Origin of the sequence: Dyella sp. LX-66, from assembly GCF_018599165.1 — a bacterium.
GTDB classification, from domain to species: Bacteria; Pseudomonadota; Gammaproteobacteria; order Xanthomonadales; family Rhodanobacteraceae; genus Dyella_D; species Dyella_D marensis.
In genome coordinates this window covers 60118-78135 of the sequence record NZ_JAHFVJ010000011.1, presented here as the reverse complement: position 1 = coordinate 78135, position 18018 = coordinate 60118, and the positions used below count along the sequence as shown (strand labels likewise).

The following is an 18018-nucleotide window of genomic DNA, read 5'->3' as shown; positions in this document are numbered from 1 at the left end:
TAACGCGACCGCCCCGGCGAGCCGGGGCGGTCGGAAGTCATATGGGAGTTTGCCGCGGTGTATGCGCCGCCGCCGTGCAGCGGTTCAGAGCCGCAGGGAGATCTGCGTGGTGCCGGGTTCTTCCGGGCTGAGGCGGCGCACGAAGCCCAGTTCCTTGCACAGCTGCAGCATCGGGCGGTTCTCCAGCAGCACATAGCCCCAGAGCTCGGCCAGGCCGCGCTGGCGGCAGTCGTCGACCAGGCGCTGCATCAGCAGGGCGCCCAGGCCGACGCGGGCCCAGTCGCGCTCCACCACCACCGAGAACTCCGCGCTGTTGGCCGCCTCGTCCACATAGATACGGCCCACGCCACGCATTTCCGCCGGCTGCACGGTCTCGTCCATCAGCACGTAGGCGCTTTCGATGGCCGGGTCCACCCGGCTCAGCCGCTGCGCCATCGGCGCCGGCAGCTCGGACATGGCGTGCAGAAAGCGGCGGCGGATGTCCTCCGGCGACAGCCGGCCAAAGCAGCGCTGCAGCGCGGCCACGTCGCCCGGTTCGATCGCGCGCAGGCGCAGCTCACGGCCGTCGCGGGTGCGGACCAGCTCGCCCTTGGACGAGGTGCGGACTTCCGCCAGCCGGGGGCGGGTGAAGCGCTTGTTGCTGGGCGGGGGCAGGGGACGACGGGCGGGGGACATATCGGTAAGGAAGTTCGCAGCCATGGTCCGTACTTTACCGTATTGTGTGCATCGCAACATGAACAAAACTGATTTACAGGCGCGGCTTTACGTCGCGCTTGAGCCCGTTCATGTTGCGGGCCGGCACGCTTCCGGGGAGACGGCCTCCGGCCGAATCGCCACAATGCGCGGACGATCGGCCAGATGGCGCCGACAGGGAGCGAGGCATGGGCAAGGCCGGCAAGGGCATGACGGTGGTTCAGCTGGAAGCCCTGTGCGGGGCCTGGCCGGGAGTGACTCGCGACATCAAATGGGGCGAGGACCTGGTCTTCAGCGTGGGCGGCAAGATGTTCGCCATCACCCGCGCCGAGCAGGCGGCCCACGGCCACCGGCTGGCGCTGAAGGTGGCGGACGACCGCTTCCTGGAACTGACCGACCAGCCGGGCATCGTCCCCTCGCCCTATTTGGCCCGCGCGCACTGGGTCGCCGTGGTGGAGCCGGAGCGCTTCGCCACCGGCGAGCTGGAAGCGATGGTGCGCGACTCCTACACCCTGGTGCGCGCCAAGCTCACCAAGAAACTGCAGAAAGAGCTGGCGCCCCTGCCGCCGGCCTGAATCGACGGGAATAACGATGAAACAGCATCTCGGCGCCCTGGCGCTGCTCGTGGCCGATTACGACCAGGCCATCGCCTGGTACACCCGCGTGATGAACTTCGAGCTGATCGAAGACACCCGCATGGACGAGGAAAAACGCTGGGTGGTGCTGGCGCCGCGCGGCTCCACCGAAACGCGCCTGCTGCTGGCGCGGGCCTCCAACGAGGAACAGCGCGCTTCGATCGGCCACCAGGCCGGCGGGCGCGTGTTCCTGCTGCTCAACACCGACGATTTCTGGCGCGATTACGAGCGCATGAAAGCCGCCGGCTGCACCTTCTGCGAAGAGCCGCGCGAAGAGCCCTACGGCACCGTGGTGGTGTTCCAGGATCTCTACGGCAACAAGTGGGATCTGCTGCAGCGCAAGTAAGGCGTTGCGCTCAGTCCGCCACGTCCGGCTCGAAGAAGCTCCACGCCACATCGGGGAAGCGCGCCTTCATCGCGTGCTCCACAGCATTGATGTTGTGGATCAGCGCGAGATTGTCCGCCGCCGGCGCCATGCGCGCCTTCACCGAGACCATCACGTCCGAGCCCAGCTGCAGGGTGATCAGGTTCAGCACCTCGGCCACTTCCGGTCGCTCGGCCAGGAACGCCAGCAGCTCCTGGCGGCGGCGCGGCTCCACGCCCTGGCCGATCAGCAGCGCCTTCACTTCCACCGCCACGGCGATGGCGACCACCACCAGCAGCACGCCGATGGCGATGGTGCCGACCGCATCGAACAGCAGGTTGCCGGTGAGGATGGTGGCGAGGATCGCCAGCAGCGCCAGCGCCAGGCCGAGCAGGGCGGCCAGGTCTTCGCCGAAGATCACCAGCAGCTCGCTAGAACGCGTCTCGCGGAACCACTGCCACAGGCCCAGGCCGTCGCGCGCCTTGTTTACTTCCTGCATGCAGCCGCGCATCGAGATGCCTTCCATCACGATGCCGAACACCAGCACGCCCACCGCCAGCCACGGACGCTGCAGCGGCTCGGGCGAACCGAGCTTGTGCACGCCCTCGTAGATGGAAAACATGCCGCCCACGCTGAACAGCAGGATGGCCACCAGGAAGGACCAGAAATACAGCGCGCGGCCCCAGCCCAGCGGATAGTCCTCGCTGGGCGGACGCTTGGCCTGGCGCATGCCCAGCAGGAGCAGGCCCTGGTTGCCGCAGTCGGCCAGCGAATGGATCGCCTCGGCCAGCATCGCGCCGGAGCCGGTCAGCACCGCGGCGGCGAGCTTGCTGAGAAAGATGGCGAAGTTGGCGCCCAGCGCCAGCAGTACCGCCTTCAACGAATTCGCATGACCCGACATCAGATTCTTCCCTGAAACCCTAAGTAGTGAATGAAGCGCGCGTCAGCGGATGCCGACGCCCATGCAGTGAATAAAGCGCGCGTCAGCGGATGCCGACGCCCACGCCCACGCCGAAATGCACGTTGTTCTTGCCGCTGCTCAGCTCATTGGCGGTCCACACGTGCGACTGGTTCACCTTCACCAGCGGGAACACGTAGGGCGCCTCGCCGACCTTGCCGGCGCGGCTGCCGTTGATCTGGCCGTCGATGGTCATCAGCGCGCCGGCCGGATAGTCCATCGGTTCCACATAGCCGGGCATGGTGGCGATAAAGCGGCCCAGGCCGCTGTCGTTCGCCTTCGGGCGCTGCGAGCCGTCGAGCGGGTAGGCCAGCACTTCGATCTCGCTGCGGTCGGGCAGGTTGCGCACCGCCACCACGCGGCCGCCCCAGATCACCGGCGCATTGCTGTAGTGCTCCGGCGCCTCGGCCACCTTGAACGGCGCGGCGGCGAGGGTGCCGGTGGATTTGTAGATCGGCGCGGGCGCGCAGGCGCTCAGGCCGAGCAGGGCGGCGCCGGCCGCCAGGCGAAGGACGAGGTGGACGTTCGGCATGCGCATGGTCGGTCTCCTGCGTGAGGTGGGACGGCCCGGATCGAGTGTCGGCGCGGGTGCGCGCCAGATCGAGTGTCCGCGCGAGTGCGCGGACGCGGCGCCAAGCTTAGCCGCGGGGCGGCCGGGGGCGATAGCGGCTCAGTCGGCTTCCTGGATCAGCCAGTCCAGCTTCCAGTTGGCCGGGCGCTCCTGCGACAGCAGCCGGCTCATCGCGCGCAGCGGTTCGCGCAGCACCTCGTCGAACTTCCACGGCGCATTGAGGATGACCATGCCCGAGCCGTTGAGGCGCAGCGGCGAGTCGTCCGGACGCAGCAGCAGTTCCGCGCGCAGCGCGCGGCGCACGCCGCTGTGCTGCACCCAGCGCAGGAACGGCTGCACCTGGCTGCGCAGCTTGATCGGATACCACACCGCATACACGCCGGTCGGCCAGCGCAGCAGCGCGGCTTTCAGCGCCTGCTCGATGGTACGGTATTCGGCTTCCTGCGCTTCGTACGGCGGATCGATCAGCACCAGGCCGCGCTTTTCCTTCGGCGGCAGCAGGCCTTTCAAGGCTTCGTAGCCGTTGCGCTCGTGCACGTGCACGCGGCGGTCGTGATGGAACAGCTCGCGCAGGCGCGTGGCTTCGTCGGTCTGCAGTTCGCACAGCTGCGCGCTGTCGATCTCGCGCAGGGCGTTGGCGGCCTGCAGCGGCGAACCCGGATAGAGGCGCAGCCCGTCCTTGTTGCCGGGCAACGCCAGCACCGAGTCGAGCCAGTGGCGCAGCAGCGGCGGCAGCGGGCCGGAAGGGGTGCTCTGGTGCAGGTCGGGGAACAGCAGGCGGGCGATGCCGTCCTTGTATTCGCCGGTCTTGCCCGCTTCGGCGCTGTCGAGCGCATAGCAGCCGCTGCCGGCATGCGTGTCGACCAGGCAGAACGGCGTGGGCTTGGCCTTCATCGCCTCGATCAGGGCGAACAGCACGGTGTGCTTGAGGACATCGGCGAAATTGCCGGCGTGGTAGGCGTGGCGATAGTTCATTCCGCCATTGTAGGTTGGGGTGAGCCCCAGGCGAACCCCAACGTTGCCGCCATGTTGGGGTTCGCCTGGGGCTCACCCCAACCTGCGCCATGCGGTGAAGCCGCTTGAAGCCAACTCCAGAGTTGTTCCCCCTGGTGCCCGCTGGCATCCTCCGGCCCATGTTTCATCGCCTCCTGCCATCGCTACGCCGTTCCCGCGCCCTGTTCGCGCTGGCGCTGTGCGCGTGGCTGCTGCTGGCGGGCATGGCCTGGGCCGCGGGCGGCTGCTGCGACGACATGCAGCCGGCGCCGGCCAAGGCGATGCAGATGGACGGCCATGCCGGCATGCATGGCATGCACGACGCGCAGCCGCAGGCACCGCATACGCATGGCCACGCGGCGCCGGATTGCACCTGCGCGCATGCGCCGGCCACGCTGGATGGCGTCGCCATCGTCGCCGCCGCGCATCCTTCGCCCGAACGCTTAGGTGCGCCGCGCGGCAGCGAGGCCGCGCCGCAACAGCCTGCCAAACCTCCGTTGAGACCTCCGTCGGCCTGACTGTCGTGCATGGCGCGGCCGCTTGCCGGCCGCTCTTTATCCATGCCTGCGCGGCAGGCACGAGCATGACGGAGTTTCACCATGAACAAGCAAGAACCGCGCGGCTTCCAGCTGCCGCGACGGCGTTTCGTACAAGGCCTGGCCCTCGGCGGCGTGGCCGCCGGCCTCGGCCTGTGGCGCGGCGATGCGCTGGCACAACTGGCCAGCGCGCCGCGCGCCGAACTCAGCGGCACGCATTTCGAACTGGAGATCGGCGAGCTGCCGGTCGATTTCACCGGGCGGCGGCGCATCGCCACCGTGGTCAACGGACAGTTGCCCGCACCCCTGCTGCGCTGGCGCCAGGGCGACACCGTCACCCTGCGCGTGCGCAACCGCCTGCCGGTGACCAGTTCCATCCACTGGCACGGCATCGTGCTGCCGGCGGACATGGACGGCGTGCCAGGCATCAGCTTCGACGGCATTCCGCCGGGCGGCGAATACCTCTACCGCTTTACCGTGAACCAGGCCGGCACCTACTGGTATCACAGCCATTCGCGCTTCCAGGAGCAGATCGGCCTGTACGGCCCGATCGTGATCGAGCCGCGCCACGGTGAACGCCATGCCGTGCAGCGCGACTACACCATCCTGCTGAGCGAGTGGACCGATACCGACCCCGAACGCATCTACGCCAACCTCAAGAAGCAGAGCGACTACTACAACCTCGGCAAGCGCACCGTCGGCGAATTCGCGGGCGACGTGCGCCGCCAGGGTTTGAGCGGTGCGCTGGCCGAGCGGCGCATGTGGCAGCAGATGCGCATGGACCCCACCGACCTCGCCGACGTTTCCGCCATGGCCTACACCTATCTGGTCAACGGCCGCGCGCCGGCCGGCAACTGGACCGGCCTGTTCGCGGCGGGCGAGAAGGTGCGCTTGCGCTTTATCAACGGCTCGTCGATGACCTTCTTCGACGTGCGCATTCCCGGCTTGAAGATGACCGTGGTCGCCGCCGACGGCCAGCCGGTGGAACCGGTGACAGTGGACGAATTCCGCATCGGCACAGCCGAGACCTACGACGCGATCGTGGAACCGGCTGCCGACCGCGCCTGGACCATCTTCGCGCAGAGCATGGACCGCAGCGGCTACGCCCGCGCCACGCTGGCGCCGCGCGCGGGCATGGCGGCAGAGGTGCCGCCGCTGGATCCGCGCCCGCTGCTGAGCATGGGCGACATGATGGGTTCCATGGGCCATGAGGGCATGAGCCACGACATGGACGGCATGGGCCACGGCGGCCACGGCATGGCGGCCATGCCCACGCTGAAGACCGGCGTGGAAGTGGACATGCGCGTGCCGCAGCCGCGCCGCAATCTGGACGATCCCGGCGTGGGCCTGCGCAATACCGGCCGCCGCGCGCTCAGCTATGCCGACCTGCATGCGGTGGATGCGCCGATCTCGCCCGAGGTGGACCGCGAACTCACCCTGCGCCTGACCGGCAATATGGAACGCTACCTGTGGTCGTTCGACGGCACGCGCTTCTCCAACGCCGAGCCGTTGCGCCTGAAGCACGGCGAGCGCGTACGCATCACCCTGGTCAACGACACCATGATGACCCACCCGATCCACCTGCACGGCATGTGGAGCGAGCTGGAAAACGAGCATGGCGATTTCCAGGTGCGCAAGCACACCGTGGTGGTGCAGCCGGCGCAGCAGCTCAGCTACCGCGTCAATGCGGATGCGCTGGGCCGCTGGGCTTATCACTGCCATCTGCTCTACCACATGGAGGCGGGCATGTTCCGCGAGGTGGTGGTGGCATGAGGACGAAGCGCAATGCACTTGCCGCGCTGCTCTTGATGTTGCCGTTCGCCGCGGCCGCGCAGGACGCCATGCAAGGGCACGAACATCATCATCCGCCGGCGCCCGCCACGGCTCCCGCCCAGCCGCAGGCGATGGACGATATGCCTGGCATGCAGATGGATCCGCAAGATGAACATGCCGGCCACACCATGCCGATGCCGGTCGCGTTGCCGCCGAACGACCACGTTCCGCCGCCGCCACCGCAACACCAGCCCGCGCCGATGCCGCCGGAGCACATGGTGGACATGATGCAGATGGACGATCTGGCCAAACGCGGCATGTGGCTGTTCGATCGCCTCGAACGCACGCGCAGCGTCGGCGGCGACTACGCCACCGCATGGGAAGCCGAAGGCTGGTGGGGCAGCGACACCAACCGCGTGTGGTTGCGCACGGAAGGCGAGCGCAGCGCGGAAGGCACGCAGGATGCGCGCGCCGAAGTGCTGTGGGGCCACGCGTTCAGCACGTTCTGGGATTGGCAGCTCGGCGTGCGCCACGACTTCGGCCACGGCCCGGACCGCCAATGGGTGGCCGCGGGCGTGCAAGGCCTGGCGCCGTACTGGTTCGAAACGCAGGCGACGTTCTACGCCGGTACGCGGGGACGCACCGCCTTGCGCCTGCAGAGCAGCTACGACCTGCGCTTTACCCAGCGCCTGATCCTGGCGCCGGAGCTGGAAGTGAACTTCTACGGCAAGGACGACCCGCAACGCGGCATCCGCGCCGGCCTGTCCGAGGCCGAAGCGGGCCTGCGCCTGCGCTACGAATTCAGCCGCCGCTTCGCGCCATACATCGGCGTGAACCACACGCGGCGTTTTGGCCAACCCAATGGTCTGCTCACCGGCCTGCCGCGTCGCGAGACGACCTGGCTGGCCGGCGTGCGGCTCTGGTTCTGAGGAGGACCCTGCGATGAAAGCTTTGCTGTTGTTGCTTGTGTTGGCGGTGGTTGCCGCCGTGGCCTTCGTGTATTCCGGCGTCTATCCGATCGGCGCCGATCAGCCGCATTGGACGGTGACCGAGCGCGCGGTGGAAGTGCTGCGCGATCGTTCGATCGAGAAACAGGCCACCGGTACTGCCGTGCCCGCACTGGACGATCCGGCGCGTATCCGCCGCGGCGCCATGCATTACGCCCAGATGTGCAGCTCCTGCCATCTCACGCCCGGCATGCGCGATACCGAATTGCGCAAGGGCCTGTATCCGCAGCCACCGGACCTGGCGCGGCATGGCGTGCACGACCCGGCGGAGGCGTTCTGGACGATCAAGCATGGCGTGAAGATGAGCGCGATGCCGGCATGGGGCCGCAGCCATGACGATGCGGCGATCTGGGACATGGTGGCGTTTCTGCAGGTGCTGCCGAAGCAGGATGAGGCGGCGTTCGAAGCGATGGCGGGATCGGCGGGGGACGATGGGCATGGTGGTCGGCATCATCACCACGACGAGCATGACGATCACGACGACCATCATTGAGCATCGCGTAGGTTGGGGTGAGCCTAAGGCGAACCCCAACGTATCGCCACGTTGGGGTTCGCTGACCGCTCACCCCAACCTACGCCCAAGTGAAGGCGAGTCGATCAGTAGGCCAGCGTGATGCGCTTGTTCTCCGCATCCCGCTTCTCCACGCGATCCAGCAACCCGGCCGCGTAATCGGCAATCGAAATCCGGCTATTGCCTTGGGCATCCACCAGCAACTGCTCGCCACCGACGCGATACTTGCCGGTGCGCTCGCCCGGCTCGATCAACGCAGCGGGGCTCAGGTACGTCCACGTAATGCCCTGGCTGGCACGAAACACTTCCAGCGCCTTGCCCTGCGCTTCCGCTTCCGGCTTCCACGCCGCCGGGAAGTGCGCGTCGTCGATCACCCGCTTGCCCGGCGCGACTTCCAGCGTGCCCGCGCCGCCCACCCAGAACAGCCGCTGCACGCCGGCCTTGGGCAGGTTCCCGATCAGCACGCGGGCGTTGGCGGGCACCAGCTCCGGATCGCCATCGCGGCGCGCCGACAGGCTGGCCACCGCGGCATCGGCGCCGCGCACGGCGTCGCTCCAGCTTTCCGGCTTGGCCACGTCGCCGGTAACCACGGTGAGCTTGGCGTTCTTCTGCGGCAGGCGGGTAGCGTCGCGTACCACCGCGACCACGTCATAGCCGCGCGCGAGCGCTTCGTCGAGGATGCCCTGGCCGATATGGCCGGTGGCGCCGAACAGTGCGATTTTCATAAGCGAACTCCGGTGAGGGACAGTCGATAAAGGGAGGGGGAGGTTGCGGACGACATGCTGTGGCTTACGGCCACTTCATCTCGCCCTTGCTGACTTTGGCGCTCAGTTCCAGCGACGCTTTCTCGCCGGCCTTGGGGTAGCGCTTTTCCATCGCGGCGACGAGCGCGGCGGCGTCCTTGGCCTTGGCGGCTTCGGCGTCATAGGCCTGGATGTAGCCGCGGGTGTAGCGCACCTGGTTCAGGTCGAATGGCGCGCCGGCCTGGTAGTGGCCGGGAATCACCTGCGCCGGCTTGAGCTGTTCGATGCGATCCAGCGTGGCGAGCCACTGCGCATGCGAAGCCGGCGTCTGCGTATCGGCCATCCATACGTGCAGGTTGCCGAACACCACCACGCCGCCGACCACCGCCTTGAGCGAGGGAATCCAGACGAAGCTGCGCTCCGGCGTGGGGCCGTCGAGGCCGACGATGTCCAGCGCGCGCCCTTCGAGCGTCAGGTGACTGCCTTCGAGCACGTCCGGCACGACCAGGGTGGCAGGTGCATCCTGCTTGAGGATCGGGCCCCAGTACGCGAGCTTCGCCTTCGAAGAGGCCTGGATATGCTCCACGGTGGGTTTGCTGGCGACGATCTTCGCGTCGGGGAAAGCGGCGTGCAGCACGTCGAGACCGAAGTAGTAATCCGGGTCGCCATGGCTGATGTAGATGGTGGTCAGGTGCCGGCCGGAGGCCTTGATCTTCTGCACCAGCTTCTGCGCATCGCCCTTGGCGAACTGCGCATCGACCAGCACGGCATCGTGCTCGCCTTCGACCAGTACCGAGGCGACCGGGAAGATGCCCCGGTCGCCGGGGTTGTAGACGTCCAGCTTCAGGGGCTGGGCGGCGTCCTTGGCCTGGGCCGCGCCGGCCAGGGCGAGCGACAACAGCAGGGCGGTGCGTAGCTTGCGCATGGGCGTGTCTCGCGATGGGAACGGGGCGAAGCATGCGCCGATCATTGATACGGATATACGTATCAACCGGTAATTCACTGTAAAGTCTGGCTTGACAGTGAGCGGAGGCGCGCATGGCGCACGAGGTCAATCTCAACCGGCTGGCGGTGTTCGCGGCGCTGGTGCGCGCCGGCTCCTTCACCCGCGCGGCGGAGGAGCTGGGCATGACCAAGGCGATGGTCAGCCAGCATCTGGCGCGGCTGGAGCAGGAACTGGGCGTGACCCTGCTGGTGCGCAGCACGCGGCGCATGTCACTGACCGAGGCGGGCGCCACTTTCCACGCCGACTGCGTGCGCATCCTGGCCGATGCCGAAGCGGCAATCGAACGCGCCGGCGAAAGCCGCGACGCACCGCGCGGCACCTTGCGGCTTACCGCTTCGCTCGACTATGGCATCGCGGTGGTGGTGCCGCGCCTCGCCAGCTTCATGCGGCGCTATCCGGCAGTGCAGGTGGACCTGGTGCTGAGCGACCACATCACCGACGTCATCGCCGAACGCTTCGACCTGGCCATCCGCGGCGGCTGGCTGCGCGATTCCACCTTGCGCGCCACGCGGCTGGGCAGCTTCCGCCAGCTGCTGGTCGGCGCACCGGCGTATCTGGCCGAACATGGCACGCCGCGGCGGCTGGACGATCTGGCCGCGCACGGCGCGATCGCGATGTCCGCGCTGCCGGTGCCGCTGCGCTGGCAGTTCACCGGCCCGGGCGGCGCGCGCCGCACTATCCGGCTGCGGCAGGCCGCGCAGGCCAACAGTGCCGCCGCGGTGCGCGGTCTGGTGCTGGCGGGCACGGGCATCGCGGTGCTGCCGGACTACCTGGTGGAAGAAGACATCCGCGCCGGGCGCCTGGTCGCGCTGCTGGCGCAGTACCGCCTGCCGGAAGGCGGCGTGCATGCGGTGTATCCGGGGCGCAAGGCGCCGGCCAAGGTGCGCGCCTTCATCGACCATCTGCAGGGCGAGATGGAGCCGCCGCTTACTCGATGACGTTGTGGCTTTCGGCGGTGCCCAGCAGTTCCGGCTGCGCCGCCTTGCCGCTGCGGCGATGGAGCAGCGGGTGCACGAACACCGCGGCCAGGATGATCGCCACGCCGAGATAGAACTTGCCGTCCAGCTGGTGCTGCTCGCCCAGCAGCAGGATGGCCAGCACGATCGCGTAGACCGGTTCCAGGTTCGTCACCATCTGCGTGCCGAACGCGCTCATGTGGCGCAGCGCCACCAGGGCCAGCGCGAACGGCAGCAAGGTGCAGCCGAAGGCCAGCAGCAACAGCAGGGCCGCGTCGTGCGCGCCGGGCAGCACGAACGAAGGACCGGGCAGCAGCGGGGCGAGCAGGGTGAGGAACAGCGCGCCGGTGCCCAGCTCGATGCAGGTCACCGTCAGCGGATCGGCGCGGTCGACGTAGCGCTTGTTGAACGCGCCGAACAGCGCCACCAGCAGGGCGGACAGCGTGCCCACCGCGATGCCGATGCGCATGTCCGCCGGCACGCCGCCGGCGACCAGGGCCACGCCCGGCACCACCGCCACGCCGATCAGTAATTCGCGCGGATCGAACTTGCGGCCGGCGATCCAGGGTTCGACCAGGGCGAGAAACACCGGGCCCAGCGCGATGCACGTCGCCGCCACCGAAGCGTTGGCCAGCTTGATCGCCGCGTAGAAGGTCAGCCAATGCAGCGAAACGAGCGCGCCGATGCCGGCATAGGCCCAGCGCAGCCGTACCGGCATGGCTTTCAGCCCGCGGCGCACCTTGGCGATCAGCAGCAGCGACGCCGCCACCAGCAGCATGCGCCACCACACCAGCGGCAGCGCCGGCAGGGTGATCAGCTTGCCGAGGATGGCGGTGAAGCCCCACAGCAGGACGCAGAAGTGGATCTGCAGGCGGGCTTTGGTGACGGATTGCATGCCCGCATTGTAGGTTGGGGTGAGCCATAGGCGAACCCCAACAGTGCGCAACGTTTGAAGTTGACGATGTTGGGGTTCGCCTATGGCTCACCCCAACCTACGCCGACGGCGGCTTACTCGTCCTCGTCGTCCGTGCCGTCGGCTTTCCAGTAGCCGGTTGCACGCACCCATTCCTTCGGCACACCACGCTCCGCAAGCATCAAGCGCATGTTGCGCGCACGCCGCGATTCGGCTGCGATCCAATAGAACGCATCGCCCTTCGGCGACACGCCGCGCAACGCGTCCTCCAGCAGCGTGCTGGCTGCGGCATCCACGCCGTCTCGCTCGAACCACTGCACATCGCACGGGGCATCGGTGAACAGCACCTGCCGGTCGGAGGCCTCCGGCACTTCCACCAGCACGGTCGCCGACACCGACGCCGGCATTTCCTCCAGCCAGCGGCCGATCGCCGGCAGTCCGGTCTCGTCCGCCACCAGCACGTAATGGTCGAAGTCGTCCGCCACCACGAAGGAACCGCGCGGGCCGCCCGCACCGATCACATCGCCGACCTTGGCCGCATCCGCCCAGGTCGAGGCGGGGCCGTCGCCATGCAGCACGAAATCCACGGTCAGCTCGCCATGCACGGTGTCGTGGTGGCGCGGCGTGTAATCGCGCATCGGCGAAGGATCGGCGCCGGGCGGATATTCGAGGCCGTTCGGCCCGCGCTTGGGAAACACCAATTCGCCGGCATCGTTGGGGAAAAACAGCTTGACGTGGTCGTCCGGCGCGCCGCTGAAAAAACCTTCCAGCTGCTCACCGCCGAGCACGATGCGCTGCATATGCGGCGTCAGCCGCTCCACGCGCCGCACTTCGAGCCGGCGCATGCGCACCTCGTGCATCACCCTGCGGGATTCGTGTCTGCTCATGAAAACCTCGGAACGGAAGGGGAACGCCACCGCGCATGGCGGGGCGGAAACCGGGTGGCTGGCCGAGGGGCGTGGCGCCGGAGGGAAGGTCGCGAATGCGGATGTGGGCCGCGGCGACGGGTATTTCAAGCCAGGCCGCGGCACCGCGCGGCCTGGCGGCATGCCATGGCGCGGATTACTCGCGGCGCGAACCCGCGGCGATATCGGCGGCGGCCTTTTCCAGGATCGAGGCGACGCGCTGCGTCTCCGCCTTGCTCCAGTCGGAGGCGCCGCGCATCAGCAGCGCATGCTTGAGCGCGTGCATCGCATTGCGGATCGACATCGGCATCGACATGCGTGCCGCCATGCGCGCGCTTTCCTCGGTGCGGCTCATCACCGCTTCCACCGCCGCGCGGTTCTCGTCCAGGAAGCTGCGGCCGGCATCGGTGATGGCGTAGAGCTTGCGGCCGCCCTGTTCGTTCTCGACCTGGGCATGGCCCAGTTCCTCGAGCATGGTCAGGGTGGGGTAGATCGCGCCGGGGCTGGGCGAGTAGTGGCCGTGGAACATCTCTTCGATCAGGCGGATCAGCTCGTAGCCGTGGCGCGGCTGCTGCTCGATCAGCGCCAGCAGCAGCAGCTTCAGGTCGCCGTGGCCGAACATGCGGCCACCGCCGCCGCGGCGGCCACCGCCGCGCAGGCCGGCCCATTCGGCGAAGAAGTCGCCGCCCATGCGGTCGCCGAAGTGATGGCCGCGGCCGAAGTGGCGTTCGTAGCGTTCCTGGCGCTCGCCGCCATCCCAGTCCATGTCGTCGGCCTGGAATGGATGGAAGCGTTCGCGCATGTAGTGGTGGTGCAGGTGGTGGTATTCGCGGAGGGCGTGGAAGAAGTGGCGGGGGCTGCGCATGATGAGTTCCGATATATCGTAAGTTGGCGCTGACGATATATCGGAAGAATATCGAGTGCAAGTGTCCCGCCGCCTCGGCGCGATATATCGTTTAACCCATAAGTTATTGATGCGGTTAGTGCGAAGGCGTCTTGCCCGAGCGCACCTGCTGCAGCACCTGCTGGCAGGTATTGGGCTGGCCTCCCTGACTGGCCACCACCAGCGGCAGCAGGGCCGCGGCCGGCGCCGCGAGCAAGCCCAGGGCCACCGCGCCGCCGCCGCGCAGCAGCAGCGGACCGGTGTGCACGCCCACGTCGGGATTCTTCAAGGTGCCGCGCACGTACAGCGGCGAGCGCAGGGTGAAGATGCGCAGGCCCTTGCTGTGCGGCTTCACGTCGAGGTCCATCTGCTCGGTGGCGAAGTTCACCTTGCCCTCGACATTGATCAACGCGTCCTCGGTGTCGAACACGAACAGCCGCGTGTTGAACACACCGTCGTTGGCGGCAAGGTCGGAGGCGGCGCAGTTGATCTTCACCACTTTGTCGCCGAACAGCTTGCCGATCACGATATTGCCGACGTTGAGGCCGGCGGTCTCCAACAGGTTCTTGCTGATCGCGCCATCGTTCATCAGCAGCTTGAGTTCACCGTCCGCGCTGCCGAGCAGGGCGGCGACGGAATTGCCGCGCGCCTTGAGATCGGCGTCGCCGTTGATCTCGCCGAAGCTGGTGTTCATGGCCTGGAAGGTCGGGAACAGCTGCTTCAGCTTCAGTCCTCGCAGGCGCAGATTGATCGCGCCGCGCATCGGCGCCTGGCTGCCGTCCAGGCGGATGGTGCTGCCGACGCGGCCGCCGGCCACGCCGAAGTCCAGCGGGTCGAGCAGCAGCACGCCGTTGTCCATCACCACGTGGGTCTGCAGCGAATCGATCGGCAGATCCGCGCCGCGCACGATGCGCGCGCCGGTGAAATGCACGTCGGCATCCATGGCTTTCCAGCGCTCGGTGCGGAACGGTTCCACCGGCAGCACCTTGTCGGCCGGCTGCGGGGTGGCGTCGCCGCGGCGCTGTTTCTCCGCGTTGGAATCGGCGCCAATCAGCGGCGCCAGATCGGCGAACTGCAGCAGTTGCGAGCGCAGCGTGCCGCTGAGCTTGGGCCGCGCGCCGCCGGTGACGAAGTCCAGGCTGCCGGCCAGGTCGCTGCCGCCCACGCGGCCGCGGAAGTTGCGATAGCTGAAATGGCTGCCGCCGCGCGCGAGCTGCGCGGTGAGATGGCCTTCGGTGGCGTAGGGCGGCGTATCCGGCAAAGTCACGCCGGTGATGGCGTAGAGCTTGGCCATGCTGGTGCCGGAGAACCACAGCTTCACGTCCAGCGCGCCCAGATGCAGCGGATCGGTCAAGGTGCCGACCAGGGCGATATGGCTGTCGCCGATATGCACGTCGGCCTGCAGCGGGAACGGGCGTTCAATGTCCTGCAGTGCGATCACGCCGCCGATCTTGCCGCTGCCCTTGAGCGGCGCGCCTTGATAGCTGCCAGTCGCCTGCCAGGCGAACAGATAGGCCGTGCGCGAAGCCTTGGCATCGACCTTGTCCTCGTCCTTCTCCTTGCTCGCCGCCAGCGCCTTGCGCGCCGCGCCGCCGGCCGTGCGTGCGGCCTGGTCGCGCGCATCGTCGGACTGCTGCTGCATGATCTGGTCGAACGGGATCGCCTGCTGCAGCGGTTGCACGTCCACCTGCAGCTTTACCTTGCTCACCGCATCGTCGTAGCCGATCTGGCCGCGGTCGAAACCGATCGCGCGCAGATCCATCTTCCACGACGAAGGCTCATCGCTTTTGCCGAAGGCGAAATCCCAGTTGGCCTGGTCCGGCGCCTGCCGTTCGAGATCGACTACCGGGTGCTCCAGCTGCACGCTGGGAATGACGATGCGATGCGCCAGCAGCGGCAAAGGCGCCACGCGCACGCGCACGGCGTCCAATTGCGCGAACTGCGGCTGCTTTGCCCATTCCGGATTGGCGATGCGGATATCGCGTGCGATCAGTTCCGGCCACGGAATCCATCCGCCCAGGCCGCTTTCGCCGGGCTCGCGCCGCCATGCCACGCTGAGGTCGCCCTGGATCGCGAACGGGCGGCCCACCGCCTGGCTGACCTTGTCGTTGATGGTGGGCTTGAGGCGGTTCCAGTCGTAAGTGGCGATCACCAGCACCGCGATGGCTATCAGCACCACCGGCAGTGCGGCCAGCGACCAGATCAACACCTTGCGGCTTCGCTTCATGCTTTTCTCCCGCGCCACTTCCATCGCGACAGATAACCGCATGCGCGAAAAAATTGTGTATGTGCGGGGTCCTGCGCTCAGAGCCCGTTCACGCTCGCCGCGACGGGCTGATCCATCGTTTTGCAGCGATGGGCTGCCTGACGGCGACGATGTTGGGGTTCGCCTGCGGCTCACCCCAACCTACGCCAGGCGCTGAGGCAGTGCTCAGGGCTTGGCTTCGCGCACCGGGATATTGATGCTGCACAGGTCGATCTTGCCCGCCGGGTTGCGATAGAAATCGTCGCGGCGGTTGCGCTTCGCTTCGATCAGCGCGGCGAAGGTGGCGCTGTCGGTGCGCAGCACTTCGATACTCGGACGCTCCTTCGCCGGCATGTCGGCAGCGAGCTTTACCGATTCGATGGTGGTGCGCTGTTCCGGCTTCTCGTAGAAGCCCAGCGGGCCGGTGCCGCGCGGGAAGGCCGAGAGAAACTCCATGCCCTGGATCACGCGGCCGGCCACGGCGAGATTGCGATCCAATCCGCGCGGGGCCTGGCCGATGATCGCGTACAGCGAACTGCCGCTGCCGGTGTCGGGGCCGACATCGCGCGCCACGCCCACCGCGCCATAGCAATGCGTCAGCCACTCCTGCCCGCTGGCCTTGTCGCGCGCGGCGGGGAAGCCTTCGCTGAAGCCCACTTCCGGTGCATACACGTCGCCGTCCGGCAGCGCGGTCCACGGCAGCTTGGCATCGATCGGGCGGGTGTATTCGGAGGGCACGGTCTTCTTGGCCTTGCCCAGCGAGCGCACCTTGTTCTTGTCGCCCTTGTCGTCGTCTTCCGGATCGCCCCACTGCGTAACGAAGTTGTCCTGCACGCGGATGATGGCCAGGCCGTCGAAGTAATGCTCATGCACCAGGGTGCGGATGTTGTCCGCATGCAGCGGAGTGAAATCCGGCGCCAGCTCGATCAGCACCTTGCCCTGCGGCAGGCGCATCTCCAGCAGGTTGTTCGGATCGGGCTTGCGCCATTCGGCGGGCTTGGACTGCTGCAGCAGCTCCTTCGGCGTCGCCGACTTGGTCGACGGAGGCGTGTCGGCCAGGGCCGGCAGGGCCAGGGCGCAGAGCAGGGAAAGGCCGAGCAGGCGCGGAACGGGTCGGGACATGGCGGACCTTGGCGGTGTGGTGGAAACCCGCCGGAAGGTAGCAGAGTGCGCGGCCCGCGACGCGGGCCTCAGGTCATTGGCCTGGGTCACTGGCCGGGGTCATTGGCCCGGGTCATTGGCCGTAGGAGCAGGCGCCGATCCAGTCCGGTGGGGCGGTGGACAGCCGCTGCGCCACCGGCAGATAACTGTTGTCCAGTTGCGCCGCCAGCCAGTACAGCGAGGCCGCGCTCTTCGGATCCCATGGGCCGCTGTAGCCTTTCTCGCCGGCCTTCTCGCGATCGCGGTCGAACTTCACCTGGGTGTGCACGAACTCTTCGTGCGTCTTGCTGCCCTCCGCAAAGGGACGCAGCCAGTCCAGCGCCTTGGCCAGCGAGGCGCCCTGCGGCGTGGCGTAGTGCAGCCAGTCGTCACCGAAGGGCTTGGCGGCGAGTGCGGCGGCAACCAGCGGTTGCAGGTCGTACACCACGTAATGCAAGGCGTCGCGTTCGGCAAAGTCGATCACTTCGCCGTTGGGCTTGATGTTGTCGGCGACCTGGCGTTCGAACAGTTCGTGCGCGGTTTTCAACATCGCCTGATCGCCGAGCGCGGCGGCGGCGAGCGTCACCAGCTTGATGCGGTGGCTTTGCCAGTTGTTGGTCGCGGTGCCGGGCCTGTGTTCCGCGGGAAAGGCGCGGATGCGTTCGATATAGCCATCGCCGAGCTTGCGCAGCAGGGCGCGGGTGGCGTCGCGCGTCGATGCGGGCAGGGCGGCGGAGGTCAGTACATAGGCGTCGATCAGGCCGTCGAGATTGGTTTCGTCGATCGGATTGAAATCCGGCTGATACGTGTTCGACCAGGCGGCGAGATAGGCGTCGACCTGATGCAGATAGCGCGCATCCGCGCTCAAGCGCCAAGCCAGCGCTGCCTGCCGCATCAGCGGCCAGTCGCGTTCGGCTTCGATGCTCTGGTCACGAATGCCCTGGTGCGGCAGCGTGCCTTCGGTGTGCACGTGGGCGAGCGCGTGGGGCTGGTCGTCCAGGTGCTTTTCGGCGGCGGCGAGGATGTTCCTGGCGGACGCATTCTGTTCGCCTGCGCCGGGTGCCTTGGGTTGGCATAGGGTGATGGCGCGCGGTGGCGTCATGGTTCCGCGCATCTGCGCGGTGGCGGAGGCGGCGAACAACGCCGCGATGGCGAGCGACAACGCAATCGATCCACGTGGCATGAC

The 18018-nt window shown here is 67.6% G+C and carries 19 protein-coding genes; 7 read left to right on the top strand and 12 right to left on the bottom strand.

All coding sequences use genetic code 11. The features are described 5' to 3' along the window. Positions 1-84: 84 nt before the first annotated feature. Positions 85-699: a GNAT family N-acetyltransferase gene (locus KK141_RS18585; RefSeq protein ID WP_214572601.1), complete on the bottom strand. Its 615-nt coding sequence runs from the start codon at positions 697-699 to the stop codon at positions 85-87. 182 nt (positions 700-881) lie between these two features. Here KK141_RS18585 and KK141_RS18580 point away from each other — a divergent pair, with 182 nt between their 5' ends. Then, complete coding sequence (locus KK141_RS18580; protein ID WP_167253838.1) at positions 882-1268, top strand: MmcQ/YjbR family DNA-binding protein; 387 nt, start codon at positions 882-884, stop codon at positions 1266-1268. 16 nt (positions 1269-1284) lie between these two features. Further along, entirely contained in the window at positions 1285-1674 is a 390-nt protein-coding gene (locus tag KK141_RS18575) for a VOC family protein (protein ID WP_214572600.1), read from the top strand. A gap of 10 nt (positions 1675-1684) precedes the next feature. On the opposite strand, the gene KK141_RS18570 is transcribed toward KK141_RS18575, so the two are convergent. The 3 genes from KK141_RS18570 to rlmJ form a co-directional block, all read right to left on the bottom strand. Then, the gene (locus KK141_RS18570; protein ID WP_214572599.1) at positions 1685-2593 is read right to left on the bottom strand and encodes a cation diffusion facilitator family transporter; all 909 of its coding nucleotides are present in this window, start codon (positions 2591-2593) and stop codon (positions 1685-1687) included. Positions 2594-2675: 82 nt separating this feature from the next. Beyond that, a complete protein-coding gene (locus KK141_RS18565) occupies positions 2676-3188 on the bottom strand; it encodes a Slp family lipoprotein (RefSeq protein WP_214572598.1) in 513 nt (170 codons plus the stop codon). A 132-nt stretch (positions 3189-3320) separates the two neighbouring features. Next, positions 3321-4196 carry a 23S rRNA (adenine(2030)-N(6))-methyltransferase RlmJ gene (rlmJ, locus tag KK141_RS18560; RefSeq protein WP_214572597.1) on the bottom strand — a complete coding sequence of 292 codons (876 nt, stop codon included), beginning with the start codon at positions 4194-4196 and terminating at the stop codon, positions 3321-3323. A gap of 158 nt (positions 4197-4354) precedes the next feature. On the opposite strand from rlmJ, the gene KK141_RS18555 reads away from it, so the two are divergent. From KK141_RS18555 to KK141_RS18540, 4 genes are all read left to right on the top strand, one after another. After that, a complete protein-coding gene (locus tag KK141_RS18555; RefSeq protein ID WP_214572596.1) occupies positions 4355-4732 on the top strand; it encodes a hypothetical protein in 378 nt (125 codons plus the stop codon). A gap of 81 nt (positions 4733-4813) precedes the next feature. Further along, entirely contained in the window at positions 4814-6523 is a 1710-nt protein-coding gene (locus KK141_RS18550) for a copper resistance system multicopper oxidase (protein WP_214572595.1), read from the top strand. Continuing rightward, complete coding sequence (locus KK141_RS18545; RefSeq protein ID WP_214572594.1) at positions 6520-7452, top strand: copper resistance protein B; 933 nt, start codon at positions 6520-6522, stop codon at positions 7450-7452. Before KK141_RS18550 ends, KK141_RS18545 begins: the two co-directional genes overlap by 4 nt. Positions 7453-7465: 13 nt before the next feature. Further along, a complete protein-coding gene (locus tag KK141_RS18540) occupies positions 7466-8023 on the top strand; it encodes a cytochrome c (protein WP_214572593.1) in 558 nt (185 codons plus the stop codon). Positions 8024-8127: 104 nt separating this feature from the next. Here KK141_RS18540 and KK141_RS18535 read toward each other — a convergent pair whose 3' ends face one another. Continuing rightward, entirely contained in the window at positions 8128-8766 is a 639-nt protein-coding gene (locus tag KK141_RS18535; protein WP_214572592.1) for an NAD(P)-dependent oxidoreductase, read from the bottom strand. 64 nt (positions 8767-8830) lie between these two features. Continuing rightward, a complete protein-coding gene (locus KK141_RS18530; protein ID WP_214572591.1) occupies positions 8831-9709 on the bottom strand; it encodes an MBL fold metallo-hydrolase in 879 nt (292 codons plus the stop codon). Between the two features lie 113 nt (positions 9710-9822). Here KK141_RS18530 and KK141_RS18525 point away from each other — a divergent pair, with 113 nt between their 5' ends. Beyond that, positions 9823-10728 (top strand): LysR family transcriptional regulator, encoded by a 906-nt coding sequence (locus KK141_RS18525; RefSeq protein ID WP_214572590.1) that lies wholly within the window; start codon positions 9823-9825, stop codon positions 10726-10728. On the opposite strand, the gene KK141_RS18520 is transcribed toward KK141_RS18525, so the two are convergent. The 6 genes from KK141_RS18520 to KK141_RS18495 form a co-directional block, all read right to left on the bottom strand. After that, positions 10718-11641 carry a DMT family transporter gene (locus KK141_RS18520; protein ID WP_214572589.1) on the bottom strand — a complete coding sequence of 308 codons (924 nt, stop codon included), beginning with the start codon at positions 11639-11641 and terminating at the stop codon, positions 10718-10720. The genes KK141_RS18525 and KK141_RS18520 overlap by 11 nt on opposite strands. A gap of 113 nt (positions 11642-11754) precedes the next feature. After that, a complete protein-coding gene (locus tag KK141_RS18515) occupies positions 11755-12546 on the bottom strand; it encodes a siderophore-interacting protein (RefSeq protein ID WP_214572588.1) in 792 nt (263 codons plus the stop codon). 175 nt (positions 12547-12721) lie between these two features. Continuing rightward, entirely contained in the window at positions 12722-13429 is a 708-nt protein-coding gene (locus KK141_RS18510) for a PadR family transcriptional regulator (protein WP_250901862.1), read from the bottom strand. Between the two features lie 115 nt (positions 13430-13544). Next, positions 13545-15674, bottom strand: a complete 2130-nt coding sequence (locus KK141_RS18505) for an AsmA family protein (protein WP_214572587.1) — start codon at positions 15672-15674, stop codon at positions 13545-13547. A gap of 204 nt (positions 15675-15878) precedes the next feature. Further along, positions 15879-16814, bottom strand: coding sequence for a peptidylprolyl isomerase (locus KK141_RS18500; protein ID WP_214572586.1), 936 nt, complete (start codon positions 16812-16814; stop codon positions 15879-15881). A gap of 112 nt (positions 16815-16926) precedes the next feature. Beyond that, positions 16927-18015 (bottom strand): alginate lyase family protein, encoded by a 1089-nt coding sequence (locus KK141_RS18495; protein ID WP_214572585.1) that lies wholly within the window; start codon positions 18013-18015, stop codon positions 16927-16929. Positions 18016-18018: the final 3 nt, after the last annotated feature.

Coding starts and splice junctions, on each gene's coding strand:
- KK141_RS18505 (WP_214572587.1), bottom strand. CDS start 15,674: ATGAAGCGAAGCCGCAAGGTGTTGATCTGGTCGCTGGCCGCACTGCCG.
- KK141_RS18495 (WP_214572585.1), bottom strand. CDS start 18,015: ATGCCACGTGGATCGATTGCGTTGTCGCTCGCCATCGCGGCGTTGTTC.
- KK141_RS18515 (WP_214572588.1), bottom strand. CDS start 12,546: ATGAGCAGACACGAATCCCGCAGGGTGATGCACGAGGTGCGCATGCGC.
- KK141_RS18575 (WP_214572600.1), top strand. CDS start 1,285: ATGAAACAGCATCTCGGCGCCCTGGCGCTGCTCGTGGCCGATTACGAC.
- KK141_RS18545 (WP_214572594.1), top strand. CDS start 6,520: ATGAGGACGAAGCGCAATGCACTTGCCGCGCTGCTCTTGATGTTGCCG.
- KK141_RS18510 (WP_250901862.1), bottom strand. CDS start 13,429: ATGCGCAGCCCCCGCCACTTCTTCCACGCCCTCCGCGAATACCACCAC.
- KK141_RS18570 (WP_214572599.1), bottom strand. CDS start 2,593: ATGTCGGGTCATGCGAATTCGTTGAAGGCGGTACTGCTGGCGCTGGGC.
- KK141_RS18525 (WP_214572590.1), top strand. CDS start 9,823: ATGGCGCACGAGGTCAATCTCAACCGGCTGGCGGTGTTCGCGGCGCTG.
- KK141_RS18500 (WP_214572586.1), bottom strand. CDS start 16,814: ATGTCCCGACCCGTTCCGCGCCTGCTCGGCCTTTCCCTGCTCTGCGCC.
- KK141_RS18555 (WP_214572596.1), top strand. CDS start 4,355: ATGTTTCATCGCCTCCTGCCATCGCTACGCCGTTCCCGCGCCCTGTTC.
- KK141_RS18535 (WP_214572592.1), bottom strand. CDS start 8,766: ATGAAAATCGCACTGTTCGGCGCCACCGGCCATATCGGCCAGGGCATC.
- KK141_RS18520 (WP_214572589.1), bottom strand. CDS start 11,641: ATGCAATCCGTCACCAAAGCCCGCCTGCAGATCCACTTCTGCGTCCTG.
- KK141_RS18530 (WP_214572591.1), bottom strand. CDS start 9,709: ATGCGCAAGCTACGCACCGCCCTGCTGTTGTCGCTCGCCCTGGCCGGC.
- KK141_RS18580 (WP_167253838.1), top strand. CDS start 882: ATGGGCAAGGCCGGCAAGGGCATGACGGTGGTTCAGCTGGAAGCCCTG.
- KK141_RS18540 (WP_214572593.1), top strand. CDS start 7,466: ATGAAAGCTTTGCTGTTGTTGCTTGTGTTGGCGGTGGTTGCCGCCGTG.
- rlmJ (WP_214572597.1), bottom strand. CDS start 4,196: ATGAACTATCGCCACGCCTACCACGCCGGCAATTTCGCCGATGTCCTC.
- KK141_RS18550 (WP_214572595.1), top strand. CDS start 4,814: ATGAACAAGCAAGAACCGCGCGGCTTCCAGCTGCCGCGACGGCGTTTC.
- KK141_RS18585 (WP_214572601.1), bottom strand. CDS start 699: ATGGCTGCGAACTTCCTTACCGATATGTCCCCCGCCCGTCGTCCCCTG.
- KK141_RS18565 (WP_214572598.1), bottom strand. CDS start 3,188: ATGCGCATGCCGAACGTCCACCTCGTCCTTCGCCTGGCGGCCGGCGCC.